Source organism: Micromonospora sp. NPDC003944, assembly GCF_053605225.1.
This window is the reverse complement of the sequence record NZ_JBSGIV010000092.1, coordinates 1-20541: the sequence shown is the minus strand read 5'-3', so window position 1 is coordinate 20541 and position 20541 is coordinate 1. Positions and strand designations below refer to the sequence as shown.

The window sequence follows — 20541 nt, the reverse complement described above, 5'->3', positions numbered from 1 at the left end:
CCGACTGCTGCCCGCGCTGGTGCTCGGCCCGGTGGCCGGCGTCTTCGCCGACCGGTTCGACAGGCGCTGGACGATGGTCATCTGTGACCTGCTGCTCGTCGGCACCCGCACCCCCGTGCGGGCGGCGCCACCCCGTCTGTGCCCCGTGCGGCTGTTTCGGGATGCCGTGCAGGGGCGGCGGGTAGGGTCCGGAGGTGGTGGGACGACGGCGGTGGGGGGCGAGATGCGGGATCTCCGGTTCAAGATGATCATGGCGTTGAACGCCGCCGACCTGGGCGACCCGATCTGCGAGCAGGTGGCCGAGATCTGTGCCGAGATCGCCGAGCAGCACTGCGCCGAGTTCGGCCACACACCGCAGGTGCGGACCGGCGAGATCGCCGAGTTGGCCACCGGCGAGCCGGCCCTGACCTGGGCGCCGTCGACCCCCGACGCCGGGCAGCGTGCCTGGTGACCGCGTCCGCCCCCGCTGTCGACATCCGCCGTGCCGATGACCGCTTCGCCACCCGGATCTCCTGGCTGGACTCCAAGCACTCCTTCTCGTTCTCCCGGCACTACGACCCGGCCAACACCCACCACGGCCTGCTGCTCGTCAACAACGACGACGTGGTCCGACCGGGAGCCGGCTTCGAGACCCACCCGCACCAGGACATGGAGATCGTGACCTGGGTGTTGCGCGGCTCCCTGGTGCACCAGGACTCCACCGGGCACTCAGGGGTGATCTACCCGGGTCTGGCCCAGCGGATGAGCGCCGGCACCGGCATCCTGCACTCGGAGAAGAACGACGCCTGGCGGCTCGACAACCAGGAGCCGCACAGCGACCCGGTGCACTTCGTGCAGATGTGGGTGCTCCCCGACGAGCAGGGCGTCGATCCCGGCTACGAGCAGCTGGAGATCGAGGACGAGCTGCTGCGCGGCGGCTTGATGCCGATCGCCTCCGGGATGGACCGCTACGACGGCGCCTCCGCGATCCGGATCCGCAACAGGTACGCGACCCTGCACGCCGCCCGTCTCACCCCCGGCGCCGAGGTCACCATTCCCGACGCCCCCTACGTGCACCTCTACGTGCCCGACGGCACGGTCACCCTGGAGGGCAGCGGCCCGCTCGGCAGTGGCGACGCCGCCCGGCTCACCATGACCGGTGGCCGCCGGGTCACCGCCGACGAACCGGCCGAGATCCTGGTCTGGGAGATGCACGCCACGGTCGCCTGACCGCTGCCCGCCTCGGGAGCACCCGTCGGGCTCACCTGATCGTGCGCGAACATGGATGTAGTGGCCTCCCACCTGGGAAGGCCACTACATCATGGATCGAGCACGATCAGGTGGTGGTGCGGGGTTGGCGCGGACTACGCCGGGGACTCGGCGCGGTCGGCGGCCCAGGTGGTGTGGAACGAGCCCTCGCGGTCCACCCGCTGGTAGGTGTGCGCGCCGAAGTTGTCCCGCAGACCCTGGATCAGCGCGGCGGGCAGCCGCTCCGCGCGCAACGCGTCGAAGTACGCAAGCGACGACGAGAACGCGGGCGTCGGCACGCCGGCCCGGGTCGCGTCGGCCACCACCCGCCGCCAGCTCGGCACGCCGGCGCTGACCGCCTCGGCGAAGTACGGTGCCACCAGCAGCGTCGGGAGGTCGGGCTGCTCGTCGTACGCCTCGCGGATCCGGTTGAGGAAGCGGGCCCGGATGATGCAGCCGCCCCGCCAGATGGTCGCGGTGCCGCCGAGGTCGATGTCCCAGTTGTATTCCTGGCTGCCCGCGCGGATGTGGTCGAAGCCCTGCGCGTACGCGACGATCTTGGAGGCGAGCAGCGCCCGGCGGACGTCCTCGACGAAGGTTTCCCGGTCGCTGACCTGCCACTTCTCACCCGCGTCGGGGAACGCCCGGCGGGCCGCCTCGCGCTGGTCGACATGCCCGGAGAGCGAGCGGGCGAAGGTCGCCTCGGCGATTCCGGTGATCGGAATGCCCAGGTCCAGAGCGCTCTGCACGGTCCACCGGCCGGTGCCCTTCTGCTCGGCCCGGTCCTGCACGACGTCCACGAAGGACCGGCCGGTCGCCGCATCGGTGTGCGCGAGCACGTCGGCGGTGATCTCGATGAGGAACGACTCCAGCTCGCCGCTGTTCCACTCGCGGAAGATCTCCGCGATCTCGGCCGGCGTCGCGTCCAGGCCGGCCCGGAGCAGGTCGTACGCCTCGGCGATGAGCTGCATGTCGGCGTACTCGATGCCGTTGTGCACCATCTTGACGAAGTGCCCGGCGCCGTCCGGCCCGACGTGCGTGCAACACGGCACGCCGTCCACCTGGGCGGCGATCTTCTCGAACATCGGCCCGAGCTTCGCGTACGACTCGGCGGAGCCGCCCGGCATGATGCTCGGCCCGCGCAGCGCGCCCTCCTCGCCACCGGAGACGCCGGTGCCGCTGAAGTGCAGGCCCTGCGCCCGCAGTGCCTCCTCGCGACGGCGGGTGTCGGCGAAGTGGGCGTTGCCGCAGTCGACGATGATGTCGCCCTCGTCCAGCAGGGGCACCAGCTCGTCGATCACCGCGTCGGTGGGCGCGCCGGCCTTGACCATGACGATGACCGCGCGGGGTCGCTCCAGGGACGCCACGAAGTCGGCCATCGTCTCGCCCGGCACGAACGTGCCCTCGTCGCCGTGCTCGGCGACCAGGCTGCGGGTGCGCTCCGGCGAGCGGTTGTGCACTGCCACCGTGAAGCCGTTGCGAGCCAGGTTGCGGGCCACGTTGCGGCCCATCACCGCCAGCCCGGTCACACCGATCTGTGCCCTCGCCTGATCAGCCATTCGTGCCGCCACCTCTCGTCACACCACTATCAGCGTTTGGAAACTTACCGTGATGTGAGCCGATACGGACCAGTGACCGACGTCCCGTTACTGCACGTAGTGCCCGCGTTGCCGATGGCGGCTCGGGCTTCCGGCAGGGGTCGGTGAGCTCCGCGCAGGGAAACCTGTCGTCATTGCCTGCCGCGTACGTCAGCCTTCGGCGAGACGGGCTTCGATTCGGGCGATCTTCCCGGTGAGCGCGTCGGTGACCCCGGGACGGACGTCGGCCTTGAGCACCACACTCACCCGGGGCGCCTGCGCGGCGACCACGTCGACCGCCTGCTTCACCACCGCCATCACCTCGTCCCACTCGCCCTCGATGGTGGTGAACATGGCATCGGTCCGGTTGGGCAGGCCCGATGCCCGAACCACCCGTACCGCCTCGGCGACGAGGTCACCCACCGAGTCGTCCCCGCCGAGCGGGGTGATCGAGAACGCGATCAGCATGTGCCGATCGTGCCAGTAAATCGGGTGCGCGTCCGCTCTGGCGGCGGTTAGGGTACGGCCATGCGTTACTGACGCCCCACCTTCCGAGCCGGCCCGCCGCCCCCGCGCCGCGGTCCGTGCGCTCGCGGGCGTCCCGCAGGTCCCCTCCGCCGTTTGGCGGCGCTGGCTGTGTCCGACCCCGGCGAGCAGTCCCTTCCCTGTTCGGCCGTCGCATCGCGGCGGTCACCAGCCGATCCGACCGACCGCCGACGCGCGGGACCGGCCAGTCGGTCGGCACCGAAGGAGCCCCGGATGCCTGCCAGGCGTAACCCGAAGAAGACCCGTACCCCGAGAGCGACGCCCCGCGTCGTCGACCCGGCGGCTGTCCTCCCCGCCCTCGACCTCCCGGTCGATCCGGCCCTGCCGGCAGCACTTGCGGGACCGGCGGCCGTGGCCGATCCGGCGCTGCCGGCGGCGCTGGTCGATCCGGCGCTGCCGGCCGTGCTGGCGGGACCGGCGGCTCTGGCCGGGCCGGAGGTGCCGACGCTGCCGGCGGCTGTCCCGGACGAGGTGGCGCCACCTGTCGACGTGCCGGCAGCGGTCGACGCGCCGACGGTGGGAGAGCTGCCGAAGCCCACCGGACGACCGACGGCACCAACTGCCGGCCCGCCGCAGGGCGGCGGCAAAGGCTCCGCCGGCGGCCGTTCCCAGCAGGCCGGTCAGGCCCGCCGCTACGCCTTCCGCCGCAGCTAGAGAGCCACCCCGGCCCTCGCCCCTCGTTCCGTCGATCTTGCACTTTCTGTCCCCCGCAGCACCGACAAACCGGGATGAATGAACGACAGAAACTGCAAGATCGACGGCGATGGGGCGGGGCCGGTGCGGGGCAGGGGGGCCGGGCTGGGTGGTGACAGCAACATCAGGGATGTAGTGGCCTCCGACGCCACCGAGACCACTAGATCCCTGATGTTGTGCGGATCTCGCCACCGGGCGGCGCGGGGCCGGGGCTTCGGGTCAGCTGATCAGGGGGCGGAAGGTGCCGAGGAGGATGCTCGTGGTCAGGGCCGCTCCGGCCAGGACTGCCGCGCCGGTGATGAGGAGCGCGTCGGCGCTTGTGAAGTGTTGGCGGCGGGCGACGGTCCGGGGTGTGCCGGCGTCGAAGCCACGCGCGTCCATGGCCACCGCCAGCCGCGTGCCTCGACGGATCGCCCCGACCAGCAGCGCGAACGCGGTGGAGGTGAACAGCCGCAGCTTCGCCACCGGGTTGCGTCCCGCGTCCACACCCCGCGCGCGCCGCGCCATGCTGATCATCTGCCACTCCTGACCGAGCAGCGGCACCAGTCGGAACGCCGCGAGCGCCCCGATCGCGAAGCGGGCCGGCGCCTTGGCGTTCTGGATCAACGAGTCGGCCAGGTCGGTCGGGTCGGTGGTTGCGAAGACGATCACGCCGGGCAGCGCCACCGCGAACACCCGCAGCACCAGGCCGAGCGCGGTGAGCAGCACGCCGGTGGTCACCAGCACCGGCCCGACGTCGAGCAGGACCCGACCGGATCGGTCGGCGGCGAACAGCACCAGAGTGACCAGGATGCCGGCGGCGCTGAGCAGCAGCGGCAGGGCCCGCCGGGCCAGCACCCGGTAGCGGATGCCGAACAGCGGCAGGACTGCCAGTTCGAGGGCGATGGCGATCGCGGGGGCCACCGGGTCGAGGGTCGCCAGGAGGGTGAACGAGAAGACAAGTGCGGCGGCGACCTTCGCCACCGGGTTGCGACGTGCCAACGGCGCGTCCGGCGCGGCGACCGGCTCGATGCTGATCATCGCTGGTCGTCCGGGGCGCGTCGCAGGGTGACGGTGCGGTCGGCGAGCGCGGCGACGAAGTCCGCGTCGTGGGTGACCGTGACGACGCCGTGGCCGTCGTCGCGCAGGTCGGCGAAGAGGTCGACAAGCTCCCGCCAGGTCCGCCGGTCCTGGCCGAAGGTGGGTTCGTCGCAGATCAACAGGCGTGGCGCGGTGGCCAGGGCCGTCGCCACGCTCAGCCGCCGCGCCTCGCCACCCGAGAGGGTGTACGGGTTGGCAGCGGCGAGCCGGGCCAGCCGCAGCCGTTCCAGTAGCCCGGCCACGGTCTCCTTGACGGCAGCCTCGGGTTGGCCGGTCCGGCGTGGGCCGAGCGCCAGCTCGTCGAAGACCGTGCTCGTGACGAACTGGTGCTCCGGGTCCTGGAAGACCGACCCGATCCGGCGGGCCAGCGCGGGGGCGCGCCAGCGGTGCGGGGGAGCGCGGTGGTCCGCGCCGGCCAACTCGGCGGAGGCGGTGACCCGCCCGGCGCCCGGTCGGAGCAGACCGCCGAGCAGCAACGCCAGGGTGGACTTGCCGGCGCCGTTCGGTCCGCGCACGGCGAGCGCCTCGCCGGCGCGTACGGTCAGGTCGGTGTGGCCCAGCCGGGGTGGGAGGCCGAGCCGGTCGGCGGTGAGCAACAGCTCCCCGGGGCCGGCGGTGGCGGCCCGGGGCGCGATGGGGTGACCGGGCACCCAGACCCCCTCGGCGGCCAGCGCGGCACCGTGGTCGGCGAAGACGGCCTCGGGCGTGCCGTCCGCGCGGACGCCCCCGCCCGGTTCCAGGACGACCACCCGGTCGACAAGCGGCAGCGCCTCGGCGACCCGGTGCTCCACCAGGATCAGCGTGGTGTCGGCGTCCAGCGCGCCGGCCACCGCGCGTCGGATCAGGTCGGCCCCGGCCGGGTCGAGGTTGGCGGTCGGCTCGTCGAGCAGCAGCAGCGCGGGGCGCAGGGCCAACGCGCCGGCAAGGGCGAGGCGTTGCTGTTCACCACCGGAGAGCGCCGCGGTGTTGCGGTCACGGGAGTACGGGAAGCCGACCCGGTGCAGTGCCTCGTCCACCCGGGGCCAGATCTCGTCGGCCGGCACTCCCCGGTTCTCCAGCCCGAACGCGACGTCGTCGCCGCAGCGCGCCATCACCAGCTGGGTCTCCGGGTCCTGGAAGACGATGCCGACCCGCTCCCGCCCCTTACGCGGGTCGAGCCCGTCGATCTCGACGGTGCCCTCCTGCTCGCCGGAGTCGTCGGGGAGCAGCCCGGCCAGCGCGCTGAGCAGGGTGCTCTTGCCGGCCCCGGACGGCCCGAGCAGCAGCACCCGCTCCCCGGCCTCCACCCGCAGGTCGACGCCGCGCACCGCCCAGGCCCGCCGCCCGGCGTGCCGCCACCCGAACCCCCGCAGAACAACCGCGCCCACCGAACCCCCTCCCGCTTGGTTTCTCGCTGTCGATCAAGAGGTTTGCGTCAGGATTCCGCCTCTGGTTGACGCAAACCTCTTGATCAACGAAGTCGGACCGGGGTCAGATCAGGGTTCGGTTGCGGCCCACCGGGAAGCGGTCCAGGACGCCGGTGTTGGCCAGCGCCCGGGTGAGCAGCCAGCCGCCCGCTCCGGCGATGACGGTGGCGCTGACGATGGTGAGCAGCGCGTACGGGATGCGGTAGTCGCCAAGCGCGTAGTCGACGTTCCAGACGAAGAAGTCGAACAGCGCGGCGCTGAGGCCGGTCAGCGCACCGGCGAACACGGCGGTCGGCAGCCGGAACGACCGGTACCGGAAGGCGGCGAAGGCCAGCTCGGCGCCGATGCCCTGCACGATGCCCTGCGGGATCACCGTGCCGGCCCACTGGCTGCCCAGCAGCGCGGACAGGACGGCGGCCACGGTCTCGCAGTAGAGCGCGGCCCCGGGCTTGCGGATAACCAGCCCACCGATCACCGCCGGCATCAGCCAGACACCGTAGAGCAGGGTCTGCGCCGGCGGGAAGAAGGCGAACGCACCCTCGGTGGCGCTCCAGACCAGGCCCCAGGCCCAGAAGATGACGCCGAAGGCGACAGCGATCACCGAGGCGACCACGATGTCGATGGTGCGCCAACGGTTGGTGGTGGTGTTGTCCATGGTGTGCTCCCAGTTCTAGGAAGAGAACCAGGAGAAGACGCACGCCGCGCCCGGTGGCACCGGACTGCGGCGCGGCTGGAGGTCGACCGAACTCCCTGCGCTGGCATTACCCAGATCAGGTTCGAGGGTCTGCGGGCGTGCCCGCACTCTCAGCGCTGTGCGCTCCCCTGTCGGATATGAAGTTGTCTCGCTGACGCTAACACCGCCCGGGGGTACGGGGACAGCAGGCACCCGCCTGACCTGCGGGAGCGACCGCGGCAGCCGGTCTGGGTACGCTTCCGATCATGCGGGTTGACGCGCGAGGCTTCACGTTCGAGGTGACCGTCGACGGTCCACCGGGCGGCGTACCCGTCCTGCTGCTGCACGGTTTTCCGCAGCACAGCGGCGAGTGGGACGACGTGGTGCCGACGCTGCACGCCGGCGGGCTGCGCACGTACGCGCTGGACCAGCGCGGCTACTCGCCGGGCGCCCGGCCCACGGCGGTGGCCGACTACCGGATCCCCGAACTCGTCACCGACGTGGTGGCGGTGCTCGACGCGCTCGGTCTGGACGCCGCGCACCTTGTCGGTCACGACTGGGGCGCGATCGTGGCCTGGGCGGTCGCCGCCCGGCACCCCGAGCGGGTCCGCACGCTTACCGCGGTGTCCGTGCCGCATCCGGCGGCCATGGCGCACGCCCTGGCCACCGACGGCCAACAGAAGGCGCGCTCGTCGTACATCGCGCTGTTCCGCAAGCCGGACAAGGCGGAGAAGGTGCTGTTGGCGTGGCACGCCACCGCACTGCGCAAGCTGCTCGGCGGAGTCGGCGACCCGTCCCGGGTGAACAGGTACGCCGACCCGATGCGCGAGCCGGGGGCGCTCACGGCCGCGCTGAACTGGTATCGGGCCATGTCCCGCCGGGACCTGGCCGACGTCGGTCCGGTCGCGGTGCCCACCACGTACGTCTGGAGTGACCGGGACGTCGCCATCGGCCGGACCGCCGCCGAGGCGTGCGCGGCGAACGTCACCGGGGACTACCGCTTCGTGCAGCTGCCCGGGGTGAGTCACTGGATTCCGGACGCGGCGCCGGCCCCGCTCGCCGAGGCGGTCCTGGCCCGGGTCGGCGGGACGGCCTGAGCGGACGGCGGACGCCAACGGGCCGGCTGGCCCGCACTTCGATCGACGGAGGACGTATGACGGTGAGTGCCGAGGACTACCTGGCCGTGGTGACCGAGACCATCGGCAGGGTGGCCGCCAGCCAGCGGGAGGCGGTGGGGCGGGCCGCCGACCTGATCGCCGACGCCGTCCGAGCCGACGGTGTGGTGCACGCGTTCGGCACCGGGCACTCGGAGGCCCTGGCCATGGAGATCGCCGGGCGGGCGGGCGGGCTGGTGCCGACCAACCGGATCGCGCTGCGCGATCTGGTGCTGCTCGGCGGCGAACCGGCCGAACGGCTCGGCCCGCTGCTGGAACGGGACCCGGCCGTCGCCCGCCGCCTCTTCGAGTTGGCCCCGGTGCGTCCCACCGACGTCTTCGTGCTCGCCTCGAACTCCGGGGTCAACGGCGCGATGGTGGAGTTCGCGACGCTCGTGAAGGAGCACGGTCACGGGCTGGTGGCGATCACCTCGGCGCAGCACTCCGGCCGGATGACCTCCCGACACCCGTCCGGGCGCAAGTTGAGCGACCTCGCCGACGTGGTGCTCGACAACGGCGCGCCGTACGGGGACGCGACGCTGCCCCTGCCCGGCGGCGGCGCGGTCGGCGCCGTCTCCTCGATCACCGCCGCGCTGCTGGCCCAGCAGGTGACCGTGGAGGTGGTGGCGCGCCTGTTGGCGGCGGGAGAGCGGCCCCCGGTCTACCTGTCGGCGAACATCCCGGACGGCGACGCGCACAACAACGAGCTGGAAGCGCGGTACGCGGGCCGGATCCGACGCGGGGCCTGACGCGCCGACGGGGTGACCGACGTGCGTCACCGGGATGAACGGCAGATGTCGTGAACCCGTTTCGCGCTAGGCCGGGTGGGGCATTGGCGTTGCTGCCGGCGGGCGGGACCGCCGGCAGTAGCGTCTCACCGGAGGTAGCGCGTGTCCAAGGAGACCGAGAAGCAGCGTTGGCAACGCAACTTCGCCGACCTGTTGCAGGAGTTGCGGGTCGCGCAGACCGGTGTGCAGATCCTCTTCGCCTTCCTGCTCACCCTGCCGTTCAGTAACGGGTTCACCGAGACCACGGAGTTCCAACGCGACGTCTACATCGTGGCGTTGCTCGCGGCGGCCGCCGCCACCGCGATGATCATCTCGCCGGTGGCGTTCCACCGGGCGCTGTTCCGGCAGGGGCGCAAACCGGAGCTGGTGCGGTTCGCCCACCGGATGGCCAGCGGTGGTCTCGCCTTCATGCTGATCGCGATGGTCAGCGCCGTCCTGCTGATCACCGACTTCGTGCTGGACCGGCCGATCGCCTTCCTGCTCAGCGCCCTGACCGGGCTGTGGTTCCTCGCGTTCTGGATGATCCTGCCGTTCGCCCGGCGCAACTGGGGCGAGGACGACATCGACGACGATGACGACGACCCGGACACGACCATCGGCCGCTGACCGCGCGATCTTCACGCACCGCTACCCCTGGGTAACAACCGGGGGTAGCGTTGTGGTAGCCGCACCGAGCTTCGAGGGGGCAGCCGTGACCACGACGCAGAACGGCCGACCGGCACCGGACGGCCCCGACTCGGAACACCCCGCCAACGCCGCGGCGCCACTGCCCGCAGAAGCCGGACAGGTCACCGAGAAGGAGGCCCGACAGGTCGCCGAGGCCGCCCGCGAGTCCACCTGGGACCGGCCCAGCTTCGGCAAGGAGCTGTTCCTCGGCCGGTTCCGGCTCGACCTGATCGACCCGTGGCCCCGGTCCGACCCGGACGACGTCGCCCGCGCGGAGGAGTTCCTCGGCCGGTTCCGGGCCTTCCTGACCTCCGAGGTGGACGGCGCGGCCATCGAACGGGACGCGTCCATACCCGACTCGGTGTTCCAGGGCCTCGCCGACCTCGGCGCGTTCGGCATGAAGATCGACCGGAAGTACGGCGGTCTCGGGCTGAGCAACCTGCACTACTGCCGGGCGCTGATGCTTGCCGGTTCGGTCAGCCCGGCCATCGGGGCGCTGCTCTCGGCGCACCAGTCGATCGGCGTGCCGCAGCCGCTGAAGATGTTCGGCACCGCCGAGCAGAAGCAACGCTTCCTGCCCCGGCTCGCCGCCGGTGAGGTGTCCGCGTTCCTGCTCACCGAACCGGATGTCGGCTCCGACCCGGCCCGCCTGGGCACCATCGCCGAGCCCACCGACGACGGCACGGGTTACCGGCTCAACGGGGTGAAGCTCTGGGCCACCAACGGCATCGTGGCCACCCTGCTGGTGGTGATGGCCCGGGTGCCGGCCAGCGAGGGACGTCGGGGCGGGATCACCGCGTTCGTGGTGGACGGCGACAGCCCCGGCATCACCGTCGAGCGGCGCAACGAGTTCATCGGCCTGCGCGGCCTGGAGAACAGCCTGACCCGGTTCCACGACGTGTTCGTGCCCGCCGAGAACGTCATCGGCGGCGAGGGCAAGGGGCTCAAGATCGCCCTGACCACCTTGAACACCGGCCGGCTCTCGCTGCCGGCCATGTGCGTGGGCGCCGGCAAGTGGGCGTTGAACGTGGCCCGCGGCTGGGCCGCCGACCGGGTCCAGTGGGGACGGCCGGTGGGCGAGCACGAGGCCGTCGCGCAGAAGCTCTCCTTCATCGCCGCCACCACGTACGGCATGGAGACGATGCTCGACCTCTGCTGCCTGCTCGCCGACGACGACCGCAACGACATCCGGATCGAAGCGGCACTTGTCAAGCTGTACGCCAGCGAGATGGCCTGGAAGATCGCCGACGAGCTGATCCAGATCCGGGGCGGGCGCGGCTACGAGACGGCCGACTCGCTGGCCGCCCGTGGCGAACGCCCGGCCGCCGTCGAGCAGATGCTGCGCGACCTACGGATCAACCGGATCTTCGAGGGCTCCACCGAGATCATGCACCTGCTGATCGCGCGGGAGGCCGTCGACGCCCACCTGTCCGTGGCCGGCGACATCATCGACCCGGACGCGGGGCTGGGTCGCAAGGCCCGAGCCGGCGCGCGAGCGGGCGCCTTCTACGCGAGGTGGCTACCCACCCTCGCCGTGGGCCGGGGCCAGAGCCCTTCGGCGTACGCCGAGTTCGGCCCGCTCGCCGCGCACCTGCGCCAGGTGGAGCGCTCGTCCCGCAAACTGGCGCGGTCGACGTTCTACGCGATGTCCCGCTGGCAGGGAAAGATGGAGCGTAAGCAGGCGTTCCTCGGCCGAGTGGTGGACATCGGGGCGGAGCTGTTCGCGATGTCCGCGGTCTGCGTCCGCGCCTCCGCCGAAGGGGACAGCCGCCCGGAGAACGTCGAGCTGGCAGACCTGTTCTGCCGGCAGGCGCGGGTACGGGTGGACGCCCTGTTCTCCGCTCTGTGGGACAACACCGACTCGGTCGACACCGCCGCCGCGAAGCGCATCCTCGCCGGCCGCTACGCGGGCCTGGAGGAGGGCGTGCTCACCCCGTCGGACGAGCTGCCCTGGGTGGCCCGCTGGTCGCCCGGCCCGTCCACCGCCGAGGACGTCCGCCGCCGCATCCCGCCCAGGCCGCCGGTCAGCGGGAAACCGCCCAGGCCAGCACCCCCGCCAGGATCAGACCGTTGAGGCCGGCCAGGGCCAGGTACGCGGCAGGTGGGATCTTCTTGCCCCGGCGAACGAAGGAGACCAGGACGGCGGCGTAGCCGAGCAGCAGTACGGCGATGACGACGAGGAAGTAGAACACCCGACGACCTTAGCGGCCCTGCTGGCGCGACCTGCGCCGGCCGGCCGGGATGCCGAGCGTGCGCCGCGCCGCGCCCCATGATCAGGTGATGAGGAGTAGCTCAGGGGCTGGACGGAGACCTACTTTCCATCACCTGATCATGGGGGGCCCGTACCCAGCACGCAGATCTCAGCGACCCCGACCGCGGAGACCGAGGTGGCGCAGCTCCAGCGCGGCCAGGGCGTCGACTGTGGCGTCGTCGCCGCGCCGCCACGCCTCGGCGACGTCCGGCGCGATGCGGGTCAGTCGTCCCAGTGGTTGGGTGGCCAGCGCGCGCAGGGCGAGCAGGTCCCGGCCGGCCGGACCGGCGGCAAGTTTCGCGGCCGACCCGGCCCGACGCATCCAGCGCAGCCGCAACGGCAGCCAACCGAAGAGCACCAGGCCGAGCGGGAAGATCAGCACCGCGACGGCGAGGGCGAGCGCGAGTTGGTCGACGAGGTGCTGCTGGTCCCGGCCCGCGTCGGCGAGCCCCCGGGCGGCCTCGGCGGCCTGTCGGAAGGGTGCGGTCAACTCGTCACCGACAAGCGGGACCCGGCGGACCTTGCCGCCCGCGTCGGCGAGGTTGTCGGCGAGGCCGCTGCCGGCGCCCTCCAGCTTCTGCCCCGGTACGGCGAGCTTCTGCACCAGGTCGTGGAGCCACAGCGCGCCCCGGATCGCCGCGTACACCCAGGCGACGACGAGCAGGTCGGTGAGCAACTGACGGGCGGCGGTCGGAAACCGATCAGCATAGATTTTCACGCCGGCCAGCGTGCCACGAACACGCCGAGACCGGCACCCGCCCGATCAGGCCATGGCGCCGGGGCCGGTGCTGATTCGCGCCTCGGACGAGGTCCGGCGCGTCGGGCGGAGCAGGACCGGCGAGCGGACCTTCAGCGGACGCAGGTCGGGCAGGTGCCGAAGATCTCCAGGGTGTGGCTGACGTCGGCGTAGCCGTGCTGCGCGGCGACCCGGTCGGCCCAGCTCTCCACGGCCGGGCCAGCCACCTCGACCGTACGCCCGCAGGCCCGGCAGACGAGGTGATGGTGGTGCCCCTCGCTGCACCGGCGGTAGAGGTGCTCGCCGCCCGGCGGGCGCATCACGTCGATCTCACCCGCGTCGGCGAGCCCCTGGAGGGTGCGGTAGACGGTGGTCAGGCCGACCCGCTCGCCGCGCTGCCGCAGCATCGCGTGCAGGTCCTGAGCGCTGTGGAAGCCCTCCATCTCGCCCAGCAGCGCGCTCACCGCCGACCGTTGCCGGGTGTTGCGTACCGCGGCGCTGCTCTCGCTCATGAACCCTCCCCGGCGTGGCTGACCGCGTCCGCCACGATGTGCGCGACGTGCTCGTCGACCAGGCTGTAGGCGATCTCGCGGCCCCGGCGGGAGCCCCGCACGACGCCCGCTCCACGCAACACCCGCAGGTGCTGGGAGACAAGTGGTTGCGCCGCGCCGAGCTTCTCCACCAACTCGTGCACGCACCGCTCGCCGCCGGCCAGCTCACTGACGATGGCCAGCCGGATGGGAGCGGACAGGGCGCGGAGCAACTCGCTGGCCCCGTCGAACCCGTCGTAGCCCGTCGCGCTGGTCATCCTGCAACGGTAACCAATACCACCGACGCCCTGCTGATCAGGCTCAGCTCAGCACGACCTCGTGGGGTTCCGGTGCCGGTACGGCGGTCGGCGTCGACCGGCGGCGCACCACCCGCCAGACCGCGCCGGCCACGGCCACCACCAGGAACGAGGCGATCGCCACAAGCACCACCGAGGCGCCCGGAGCGGTGTCCGCCGTGGCCGCCACCCAGACACCCGAGCCGGCCGCGAACAGCCCGAGCGCCATCGCGGCCACCATCGTGCTGCGGAAGCCCCTGGTGACCTGCTGGGCGGTGGCCACCGGCACCACCATCAACGCGCTGATGAGCAGCACTCCTACCGCCCGCATGGCGATGGTCACGGTGACCGCGGTGGCGACCGCGATCAGCAGGTTCAGCGTGCGGACCGGGAGGCCGGAGACCCGGGCGTACTCCTCGTCGTGACTGACCGCGAAGAGCGCCGGTCGCAGCGCGATCATCGTAACCAGGATCGCCGCGCCGAGCACCGCGATGGTGGTCAGGTCGGCGGGCGAGATGGTGGTGAGCGACCCGAAGAGGTAGGCGTTGAGGTTCGCGCTCGTCGCGTCGGAGAGGCCGACCAGGAGTACGCCGCCGGCGATGCCGCCGTAGAAGAGCAGGGCCAGCGCAAGGTCACCGGAGGTACGCCCCCGGGCTCGGACCAGCTCGATGGCGACCGCGCCGATGGTGGCGGCGATCACCGCGACCAGCACCGGCGAGCGGTTGAGCAGCAGCCCCGCACCGACGCCGGTAAGCGCCACGTGCCCCACACCATCGCCGATCAGCGCCAGCCGGCGCTGCACCAGATAGATGCCGAGCGCCGGCGCGGCCAGCCCGATGATCAGCGCGCCGATCAGGGCGCGCTGCATGTAGGGGTACTGGAAGAGTTCCATGGGTCAGTTGCTCCACAGCCCGGCGGGCTCGTCGTAGCAGTGCGGGTGCACGTGGTCGTGGTCGGGCTCCGCGTGGTGGCCGGCCGGGTCCGGCACCGCGCCGTCGTGGGCGATGCGACCCTCGTGGACGACGACAGCCCGGCTGATGACCGGTCGCAGCGGGCCCAGCTCGTGGGCGACGAGCAGCACCGTCCCGCCGTCGGCGACGAAGTCGCGCAGTGCGCCGGCGAACGCCTCCTGGCTGGCCGCGTCCACCCCGGCGGTGGGCTCGTCGAGGACCAGCAGCTCCGGTTTGCCGGCCAGGGCGCGGGCGATCAGGGTGCGCTGCTGCTGGCCGCCGGAGAGCGTGGACACCGGGTCGCCGGCCCGGTCGGCGAGCCCTACCGCGCCGAGCGCGGCGTCCACAGCCGCGCGGTCGGCGCGACCAGGCGGACGCAGCACCCCCCGACGGGCCAGCCGGCCGGAGGCCACCACCTCGCGGACGGTGGCCGGTACGCCGCCGCCGGCGCCCAGGCGCTGCGGGACGTACCCGATGCGGGCCCACTGCCGGAAACGGCGCAACGGCCGGTCGAAGAGGGTGACCGAGCCGGCGCTGATCGGCACCAGGCCGAGCACGGCGCGGATCAGGGTGGACTTGCCGGAGCCGTTGGCGCCGAGAATCGCGACCACCTCGCCGGCGGTCACGGTGAGCGAGATGTCCCGGAGCACGGGGCGGCCGTCGTAGCCGACCACCCCGTGCTCGACGGTGATGACAGGTGAGGTCACGAGCAGCTCAAGGCCGTCTGCAGGGTCCGCAGGTTGGTGCGCATCACCGAAAGGTAGTCCCCGTCGCTGCCCGCGGCGAGCCCTTCGATCGGGTCGAGGACCGCGGTCTTCGCGCCGACCTGACCGGCGATGGTCTCGGCGACCTTCGGGCTGACCAGGGTCTCGAAGAAGATCGTGGTGGCCTGGTGCTCCTTCGCCTCCTCGATGACGTGGGCGAGGCGCTGCGGGGAGGGCTCGACGTCCGGGCTCAGCCCGGTGATGCCGACCTGGTCGAGCTGGTAGCGGTCGGCGAGGTAGCCGAACGCGGCGTGGCTGGTCACGATCTCCCGCCGCTGGCAGGTCGCCAGGCCGTGCTTGAACTCACCGTCCAGGGTCGTCAGGTCGGCGCGCAGGGCCGCCGCCCGGGCGGTGTAGTCGGCGGCGTGGTCCGGGTCGGCCGTGCCGAGCCGCTGGGCGAGTTGGTCGCCGATACCGGCCAGCCGGGTCGGGTCGAGCCAGACGTGCGGGTCCTTGCCGCCGCCCTCCTCGGAGTGACCCTCCTCCTCGCCCTCGTGGTTGTGCCCGCCGGCGGACGCGTCCAACAGCGGTTGCACGCTCGTCACGTCGAACGCCCGGTCGCCGCCGTTCTGGGCGACCGCGTCGTCCACCGCCGGCTGAAACCCCTTGAGGTAGACGATCAGCTCGGCGTCGCTGACCTCGCCGACCTGGCTCGGGTTGAGTTCCAGGTCGTGCGGCTCGGCGCCGGGCTTGGCCAGGTTGGTCACCCGGACCGCGTCGCCGCCGATCCGCTCGGCCAGGAACTGGAGGGGGTAGAACGCAGCCACCACGTCGACTCGTCGGGGGTCGGCGCCGGCGGAGTCACCGGTGGAGCAGCCGGCCCCGGCGCCCAGGGCGAGCAGGGCGGTCGCGGCGGCCAGGACACGGTACGAGGCGCGGTTGTTCATGTCATCAACTGTCCGTGGCAACGATAATGATTGTCAAAAACGCATGAACGCATGATTGCATCTCAGAGCAGCTTCGCGAGGCCCACCGTCACCAGCAGGGTCAACATCAGCAGCCGGATCAGGCGGGTCTGCGGCGCCTGAACCGCCCAGGTCGTCGCCAACAGGGCGATCAGGAGCCCGGCGAGCGCGAGCGTCAGCAACCCGCCGACCACCCCGGGCGTGAAGAACGCCACCAGCACCACCACCAGGGTGAGCAGGAACACCGACGTGGGGTTCGCCCCGGCCAACCGGGCGAGCAGAGGGCGCTGCGTACGCTGCATCCCACAGACTCTACGAGGAGGAACCCCCGGTGCTGGTGACCAACCGGTTCGTGGTCGACGTCGACAACGCCGACGGCTTCACCGAACGGGCGCACGCCGCCCTCACCGCGCTTGCCGCCCGGCCCGGCTACCTGCGCGGCCAACTGGTCCGGGCACTCGACGACCCCCGGCACTGGTCGCTTGTCACCGAATGGGAGTCGGTCGGCACGTACCGGCGGGCGCTGGGCGCCTTCGAGGTCAAGGTCAGCGCCGTGCCGCTGCTCGCCGAGTCCCTCGACGAGCCCTCCGCCTACGAGGCGCTCGCCACCGCCGCACCCGGCGGGGCAGTCGTCGTCGCCGAGAGTGATCGGGCTGCGGGTCCTTACCGCTGAGCCGCCGGACACTACGCTGCTCCTATGACCGCACCCGCCCCGCCACCCGGTCCCGGGGTGGCTCCGCCGTTCGCCGCGCCGCCCACCGAGGGCCGCCGGACCCGGCTCTGGATCGGCCTCGGCGTCGGCGCGCTCGCCGTGGTGCTCTGCTGCGGCGGGGGCGGCACCGCCGTCGTCGGCCTGGCCGTCAGCGGAGTCCAGGCGATCCGGGAACAGGCCCGCACCGTGACCGGCGACTACTACCAGGCGCTCGTCGAGCGGAACTACGGGCGGGCGTACGACCAGCTCTGCGACGACGCCCAGCGGCGTGAGTCCCGGCCCGAGTTCGAGCGGCGGGCCGCCGCCGAGCCACAGGTGACCGGCTTCCGGGTGGGCGAGGTGGACACCACCTACCTCACCGTGCCGGTCGACGTGACCCTCGCCGGCGGCGACCGGGAGCGGCAACAGGTGAGCCTCGGCCAGGACGGGCAGACCGGCGGTGTGGAGGTCTGCGAGGTCAGCTGACCCGCCCCCGGTATTCTGCTGGGCTCGGGGCGGCGGTGGTCGTACCGTTGTCCCGAACCGACCGTTCCATCCACATCTCGCCCCCGCCGACCGCCAGCCGGCGTAGGAGGAAACATGCCAGCCGACCGTATCGACGCCGTCGTCAGCCTCGCCAAGCGCCGAGGCTTCGTCTTCCCCTCGAGTGAGATCTACGGGGGCACCCGGTCGGCGTGGGACTACGGCCCGCTCGGCGTGGAGCTCAAGGAGAACGTCCGCCGGCAGTGGTGGAAGACCATGGTCCAGCAGCGCGACGACGTCGTCGGCCTGGACTCCGCGGTCATCCTGGCCCGCAAGGTGTGGGAGGCGTCCGGGCACATCGCCGAGTTCGTCGACCCGCTCACCGAGTGCCAGTTCTGTCACAAGCGGTTCCGCGCGGACCACCTGGAGGAGGCGTACGCCGAGAAGCACGGCAAGCCGCTGACCTCCCTCGCGGAGCTGAACTGCCCCAACTGCGGCAACAAGGGCACCTTCACCGAGCCGAAGATGTTCAACGGCCTGATGAAGACCTACCTGGGCCCGGTGGAGAGCGACGAGGGGCTGCACTACCTGCGCCCGGAGACCGCGCAGGGCATCTTCGTCAACTACAAGAACGTCGAGACGGTCGCCCGCAAGAAGCCCCCGTTCGGCATCGCGCAGACCGGCAAGTCGTTCCGCAACGAGATCACCCCGGGCAACTTCATCTTCCGGACCCGTGAGTTCGAGCAGATGGAGATGGAGTTCTTCGTCGAGCCGGGCACCGACGAGCAGTGGCACGAGTACTGGCTCCAGGAGCGCTGGAACTGGTACCTCGACCTCGGCCTCTCGGCGGACAACCTGCGCCTGTACGAGCACCCCAAGGAGAAGCTGTCGCACTACTCGAAGCGGACGGTGGACATCGAGTACCGCTTCCAGTTCGGCGGGACCGAGTTCGCCGAGCTGGAGGGTGTCGCCAACCGCACCGACTTCGACCTCTCCACGCACAGCAAGCACTCCGGCGTCGACCTGTCGTACTTCGACCAGGGCAAGAGTGAGCGCTGGATGCCGTACGTCATCGAGCCGGCCGCAGGTCTGACCCGCGCGGTGCTCGCCTTCCTGCTGGAGGCGTACGACGAGGACGAGGCGCCGAACACCAAGGGCGGCGTGGACAAGCGCACCGTGATGCGCTTCGACCCGCGGCTCGCCCCGGTCAAGGTGGCGGTGCTGCCGCTGTCCCGCAACGAGGCGCTGTCGCCCAAGGCCAAGGACCTGGCGACGCTGCTGCGCAAGCGCTGGGTGGTGGAGTTCGACGACTCGCAGGCGATCGGCCGCCGCTACCGTCGGCAGGACGAGATCGGCACCCCGTTCTGCGTGACCGTCGACTTCGACACCCTGGACGACAACGCCGTGACGGTCCGCAACCGGGACACCATGGCCCAGGAGCGCGTCTCCCTGGACCAGGTCGAGCGGTACCTGATCGAGCGCCTCCCCGGCTGCTGACGCTGGTCACGGGGCCCCGACCGTCCGGTCGGGGCCCCGTACACTTGGGCGGTGACCGCCCCGACCCTGCCCGCGCTGCGCCCGTTGACCCTCGGTCCCCACCAGGTGTGGCCGCCGGTCGTGCTCGCCCCGATGGCCGGGATCACCAACGTCGGGTTCCGGCGGCTCTGCCGGGAGCAGGGCGGCGGCATCTACGTCTGCGAGATGATCACCACTCGGGCGCTCGTCGAGCGCAACCCGAAGACGCTGCGGATGATCGCGTTCGGCGACGACGAGAAGCCCCGCAGCCTCCAGCTCTACGGCACCGACCCGGAGGTCACCGCCGCCGCCGTGCGCATCGTCGTCGAGCGCGACCTGGCCGACCACATCGACCTCAACTTCGGCTGTCCGGTCCCCAAGGTCACCCGGCGGGGCGGCGGTGCGGCACTACCGTGGCGGCGCCGGCTCTTCGCCCGGCTGGTGCAGGCCGCCGTGGACGCCGCGGCACCCTCCGGGGTGCCGGTCACGGTCAAGATGCGCAAGGGCATCGACGACGACCACCTGACGTACGTCGAAGCCGGGCTCGCCGCCCAGGAGGCCGGCGTGGCCGCGGTGGCCCTGCACGGGCGGACGGCGTCGCAGCGCTACTCGGGCACCGCCGACTGGGACGCCATCGCCACCCTGAAGCAGGCCCTCGACGTGCCGGTGCTGGGCAACGGCGACATCTGGGAGGCCGACGACGCCCTGCGCATGGTGGCCCACACCGGCGTCGACGGCGTTGTCGTCGGGCGCGGCTGCCTGGGCCGACCGTGGCTCTTCGCCGACCTGGAGGCTGCCTTCAACGGTCGGCCGGAGCGGCGGCTGCCCACCCTCGGCGAGGTGGCGGTGACCATGCGCCGGCACGCGGAGCTGCTCGTCGACCAGTTCACCGCCGGCGCCCGCAACCCGGCCCGGGGCGAACGCGACGGCTGCACCGACTTCCGCAAGCACGTCGCCTGGTACCTCAAGGGCTTCCCGGTCGGCGGCGAACTGCGTCGCTCGCTGGCGATGATCGAAAGCCTGGCCCAGCTCGACGACCTGCTCGGCAAGCTCGACCCGGCGGAGCCGTTCCCGGTGACCGCCCTCGGGCAGCCCCGTGGGCGTACCAACTCACCCGGCAAGGTCTTCCTGCCGGAGGGCTGGCTGGCCAGCCGGGACGACGACACCGTCCCCGAGGGTGCCGAGATGGACGACTCCGGCGGCTGAGCCCTCGGCCCTCGTGGCGTCGGCCTTTCCCGCAGCGCGCCGACCCGGTTCGGCGGGGAGCGGGGGTCGGACGTAGAGGTGCGGCACGCTATCGAGCTGATGTCGTAGACGAGTCATGACCTCGGCTCGGAGTGTGCTGTCCCACCGTTGCCTCCGTGTGGCGTTGCCTCGGTGTGGCGCTGCCTCCGTGCGGCGCTGCGGAGGCCGTTCCGACGCTGATTCGTCTACGACATCAGCTCCACAGGACCCGTGACATCACCAACGGACCCGCGCCGGCCGCTCCTCCTCGCCAGGAACCGCGCACCATCAGGGATGTTGCTGTCTCGTGCGTGTCGGAGGCAGCAACATCCCTGATGTTGCGGTGATCTTGGGCGCGGGGCGCGGGGCGCGGGGCGCGGGGCGCG

24 protein-coding genes and 1 riboswitch are annotated in these 20541 nt (G+C 71.9%); of the genes, 11 read left to right on the top strand and 13 right to left on the bottom strand.

Annotation, left to right across the window (positions count from 1 at the left end):
- Together ACWER9_RS29455 and ACWER9_RS29450 are read left to right on the top strand one after the other, a co-directional pair.
- On the top strand, positions 1-451 hold a 451-nt coding region (locus ACWER9_RS29455; protein WP_452304910.1), incomplete at its 5' end, for a hypothetical protein.
- Positions 448-1209: a pirin family protein gene (locus ACWER9_RS29450; RefSeq protein WP_452304909.1), complete on the top strand. Its 762-nt coding sequence runs from the start codon at positions 448-450 to the stop codon at positions 1207-1209. The genes ACWER9_RS29455 and ACWER9_RS29450, both read left to right, overlap by 4 nt.
- Positions 1210-1343: 134 nt before the next feature.
- Here ACWER9_RS29450 and gndA read toward each other — a convergent pair whose 3' ends face one another.
- On the bottom strand, positions 1344-2786 hold the full coding sequence (gndA, locus tag ACWER9_RS29445; protein WP_452304908.1) for an NADP-dependent phosphogluconate dehydrogenase: 1443 nt from the start codon (positions 2784-2786) through the stop codon (positions 1344-1346).
- 189 nt (positions 2787-2975) lie between these two features.
- Positions 2976-3272: a thiamine-binding protein gene (locus ACWER9_RS29440; RefSeq protein ID WP_357207813.1), complete on the bottom strand. Its 297-nt coding sequence runs from the start codon at positions 3270-3272 to the stop codon at positions 2976-2978.
- Positions 3273-3563: 291 nt separating this feature from the next.
- Between ACWER9_RS29440 and ACWER9_RS29435 the strand changes: the two genes are divergently transcribed.
- Complete coding sequence (locus ACWER9_RS29435) at positions 3564-4004, top strand: hypothetical protein (RefSeq protein ID WP_452304907.1); 441 nt, start codon at positions 3564-3566, stop codon at positions 4002-4004.
- 258 nt (positions 4005-4262) lie between these two features.
- Here the strand turns inward: ACWER9_RS29435 and ACWER9_RS29430 are convergent, their stop codons facing one another.
- The 3 genes from ACWER9_RS29430 to ACWER9_RS29420 form a co-directional block, all read right to left on the bottom strand.
- Complete coding sequence (locus ACWER9_RS29430; protein ID WP_452304906.1) at positions 4263-5063, bottom strand: energy-coupling factor transporter transmembrane component T family protein; 801 nt, start codon at positions 5061-5063, stop codon at positions 4263-4265.
- Complete coding sequence (locus ACWER9_RS29425; RefSeq protein ID WP_452304905.1) at positions 5060-6490, bottom strand: ABC transporter ATP-binding protein; 1431 nt, start codon at positions 6488-6490, stop codon at positions 5060-5062. The genes ACWER9_RS29430 and ACWER9_RS29425 overlap by 4 nt, the downstream gene beginning before the upstream one ends.
- 103 nt (positions 6491-6593) lie before the next feature.
- Complete coding sequence (locus tag ACWER9_RS29420; RefSeq protein ID WP_452304904.1) at positions 6594-7184, bottom strand: ECF transporter S component; 591 nt, start codon at positions 7182-7184, stop codon at positions 6594-6596.
- Positions 7185-7258: 74 nt separating this feature from the next.
- Positions 7259-7363, bottom strand: a riboswitch (TPP riboswitch).
- 105 nt (positions 7364-7468) lie between these two features.
- Here ACWER9_RS29420 and ACWER9_RS29415 point away from each other — a divergent pair.
- From ACWER9_RS29415 to ACWER9_RS29400, 4 genes are all read left to right on the top strand, one after another.
- The gene (locus ACWER9_RS29415; RefSeq protein WP_452304903.1) at positions 7469-8299 is read left to right on the top strand and encodes an alpha/beta fold hydrolase; all 831 of its coding nucleotides are present in this window, start codon (positions 7469-7471) and stop codon (positions 8297-8299) included.
- Between the two features lie 56 nt (positions 8300-8355).
- On the top strand, positions 8356-9105 hold the full coding sequence (locus ACWER9_RS29410; RefSeq protein ID WP_452304902.1) for a sugar isomerase domain-containing protein: 750 nt from the start codon (positions 8356-8358) through the stop codon (positions 9103-9105).
- A gap of 141 nt (positions 9106-9246) precedes the next feature.
- Positions 9247-9750, top strand: a complete 504-nt coding sequence (locus tag ACWER9_RS29405) for a DUF6328 family protein (RefSeq protein ID WP_452304901.1) — start codon at positions 9247-9249, stop codon at positions 9748-9750.
- 85 nt (positions 9751-9835) lie between these two features.
- Positions 9836-11884 (top strand): acyl-CoA dehydrogenase family protein, encoded by a 2049-nt coding sequence (locus ACWER9_RS29400; RefSeq protein WP_452304900.1) that lies wholly within the window; start codon positions 9836-9838, stop codon positions 11882-11884.
- Here the strand turns inward: ACWER9_RS29400 and ACWER9_RS29395 are convergent.
- The 8 genes from ACWER9_RS29395 to ACWER9_RS29360 all read right to left on the bottom strand — a co-directional run bounded on the left by ACWER9_RS29395 (position 11835) and on the right by ACWER9_RS29360 (position 16544).
- Positions 11835-12002 carry a hypothetical protein gene (locus tag ACWER9_RS29395; protein WP_167337361.1) on the bottom strand — a complete coding sequence of 56 codons (168 nt, stop codon included), beginning with the start codon at positions 12000-12002 and terminating at the stop codon, positions 11835-11837. The genes ACWER9_RS29400 and ACWER9_RS29395 overlap by 50 nt on opposite strands.
- Positions 12003-12170: 168 nt before the next feature.
- On the bottom strand, positions 12171-12779 hold the full coding sequence (locus ACWER9_RS29390; protein ID WP_452304899.1) for a hypothetical protein: 609 nt from the start codon (positions 12777-12779) through the stop codon (positions 12171-12173).
- A gap of 131 nt (positions 12780-12910) precedes the next feature.
- Positions 12911-13309 (bottom strand): Fur family transcriptional regulator, encoded by a 399-nt coding sequence (locus ACWER9_RS29385; protein ID WP_088988099.1) that lies wholly within the window; start codon positions 13307-13309, stop codon positions 12911-12913.
- Complete coding sequence (locus ACWER9_RS29380; RefSeq protein WP_030338189.1) at positions 13306-13605, bottom strand: ArsR/SmtB family transcription factor; 300 nt, start codon at positions 13603-13605, stop codon at positions 13306-13308. Before ACWER9_RS29380 ends, ACWER9_RS29385 begins: the two co-directional genes overlap by 4 nt.
- A gap of 43 nt (positions 13606-13648) precedes the next feature.
- The gene (locus ACWER9_RS29375; RefSeq protein ID WP_452304898.1) at positions 13649-14515 is read right to left on the bottom strand and encodes a metal ABC transporter permease; all 867 of its coding nucleotides are present in this window, start codon (positions 14513-14515) and stop codon (positions 13649-13651) included.
- A gap of 3 nt (positions 14516-14518) precedes the next feature.
- On the bottom strand, positions 14519-15280 hold the full coding sequence (locus tag ACWER9_RS29370; protein WP_452304897.1) for a metal ABC transporter ATP-binding protein: 762 nt from the start codon (positions 15278-15280) through the stop codon (positions 14519-14521).
- Positions 15277-16224, bottom strand: a complete 948-nt coding sequence (locus tag ACWER9_RS29365; RefSeq protein WP_452304896.1) for a metal ABC transporter substrate-binding protein — start codon at positions 16222-16224, stop codon at positions 15277-15279. Before ACWER9_RS29365 ends, ACWER9_RS29370 begins: the two co-directional genes overlap by 4 nt.
- A gap of 62 nt (positions 16225-16286) precedes the next feature.
- Positions 16287-16544 carry a hypothetical protein gene (locus tag ACWER9_RS29360; RefSeq protein ID WP_452304895.1) on the bottom strand — a complete coding sequence of 86 codons (258 nt, stop codon included), beginning with the start codon at positions 16542-16544 and terminating at the stop codon, positions 16287-16289.
- A 29-nt stretch (positions 16545-16573) separates the two neighbouring features.
- Between ACWER9_RS29360 and ACWER9_RS29355 the strand changes: the two genes are divergently transcribed.
- The 4 genes from ACWER9_RS29355 to dusB all read left to right on the top strand — a co-directional run bounded on the left by ACWER9_RS29355 (position 16574) and on the right by dusB (position 20137).
- Positions 16574-16915, top strand: coding sequence for an antibiotic biosynthesis monooxygenase family protein (locus ACWER9_RS29355; protein WP_452304894.1), 342 nt, complete (start codon positions 16574-16576; stop codon positions 16913-16915).
- Positions 16916-16939: 24 nt separating this feature from the next.
- Complete coding sequence (locus ACWER9_RS29350; RefSeq protein ID WP_452304893.1) at positions 16940-17419, top strand: hypothetical protein; 480 nt, start codon at positions 16940-16942, stop codon at positions 17417-17419.
- 114 nt (positions 17420-17533) lie between these two features.
- The gene (locus ACWER9_RS29345) at positions 17534-18913 is read left to right on the top strand and encodes a glycine--tRNA ligase (RefSeq protein WP_452304892.1); all 1380 of its coding nucleotides are present in this window, start codon (positions 17534-17536) and stop codon (positions 18911-18913) included.
- A gap of 51 nt (positions 18914-18964) precedes the next feature.
- Positions 18965-20137 (top strand): tRNA dihydrouridine synthase DusB, encoded by a 1173-nt coding sequence (gene dusB, locus ACWER9_RS29340; protein ID WP_452304891.1) that lies wholly within the window; start codon positions 18965-18967, stop codon positions 20135-20137.
- Positions 20138-20541 lie beyond the last annotated feature (404 nt).

Coding starts and splice junctions, on each gene's coding strand:
- ACWER9_RS29360 (WP_452304895.1), bottom strand. CDS start 16,544: ATGCAGCGTACGCAGCGCCCTCTGCTCGCCCGGTTGGCCGGGGCGAAC.
- ACWER9_RS29420 (WP_452304904.1), bottom strand. CDS start 7,184: ATGGACAACACCACCACCAACCGTTGGCGCACCATCGACATCGTGGTC.
- ACWER9_RS29430 (WP_452304906.1), bottom strand. CDS start 5,063: ATGATCAGCATCGAGCCGGTCGCCGCGCCGGACGCGCCGTTGGCACGT.
- ACWER9_RS29415 (WP_452304903.1), top strand. CDS start 7,469: ATGCGGGTTGACGCGCGAGGCTTCACGTTCGAGGTGACCGTCGACGGT.
- ACWER9_RS29435 (WP_452304907.1), top strand. CDS start 3,564: ATGCCTGCCAGGCGTAACCCGAAGAAGACCCGTACCCCGAGAGCGACG.
- ACWER9_RS29375 (WP_452304898.1), bottom strand. CDS start 14,515: ATGGAACTCTTCCAGTACCCCTACATGCAGCGCGCCCTGATCGGCGCG.
- ACWER9_RS29440 (WP_357207813.1), bottom strand. CDS start 3,272: ATGCTGATCGCGTTCTCGATCACCCCGCTCGGCGGGGACGACTCGGTG.
- ACWER9_RS29350 (WP_452304893.1), top strand. CDS start 16,940: ATGACCGCACCCGCCCCGCCACCCGGTCCCGGGGTGGCTCCGCCGTTC.
- ACWER9_RS29380 (WP_030338189.1), bottom strand. CDS start 13,605: ATGACCAGCGCGACGGGCTACGACGGGTTCGACGGGGCCAGCGAGTTG.
- ACWER9_RS29365 (WP_452304896.1), bottom strand. CDS start 16,224: ATGAACAACCGCGCCTCGTACCGTGTCCTGGCCGCCGCGACCGCCCTG.
- gndA (WP_452304908.1), bottom strand. CDS start 2,786: ATGGCTGATCAGGCGAGGGCACAGATCGGTGTGACCGGGCTGGCGGTG.
- ACWER9_RS29345 (WP_452304892.1), top strand. CDS start 17,534: ATGCCAGCCGACCGTATCGACGCCGTCGTCAGCCTCGCCAAGCGCCGA.
- ACWER9_RS29410 (WP_452304902.1), top strand. CDS start 8,356: ATGACGGTGAGTGCCGAGGACTACCTGGCCGTGGTGACCGAGACCATC.
- ACWER9_RS29385 (WP_088988099.1), bottom strand. CDS start 13,309: ATGAGCGAGAGCAGCGCCGCGGTACGCAACACCCGGCAACGGTCGGCG.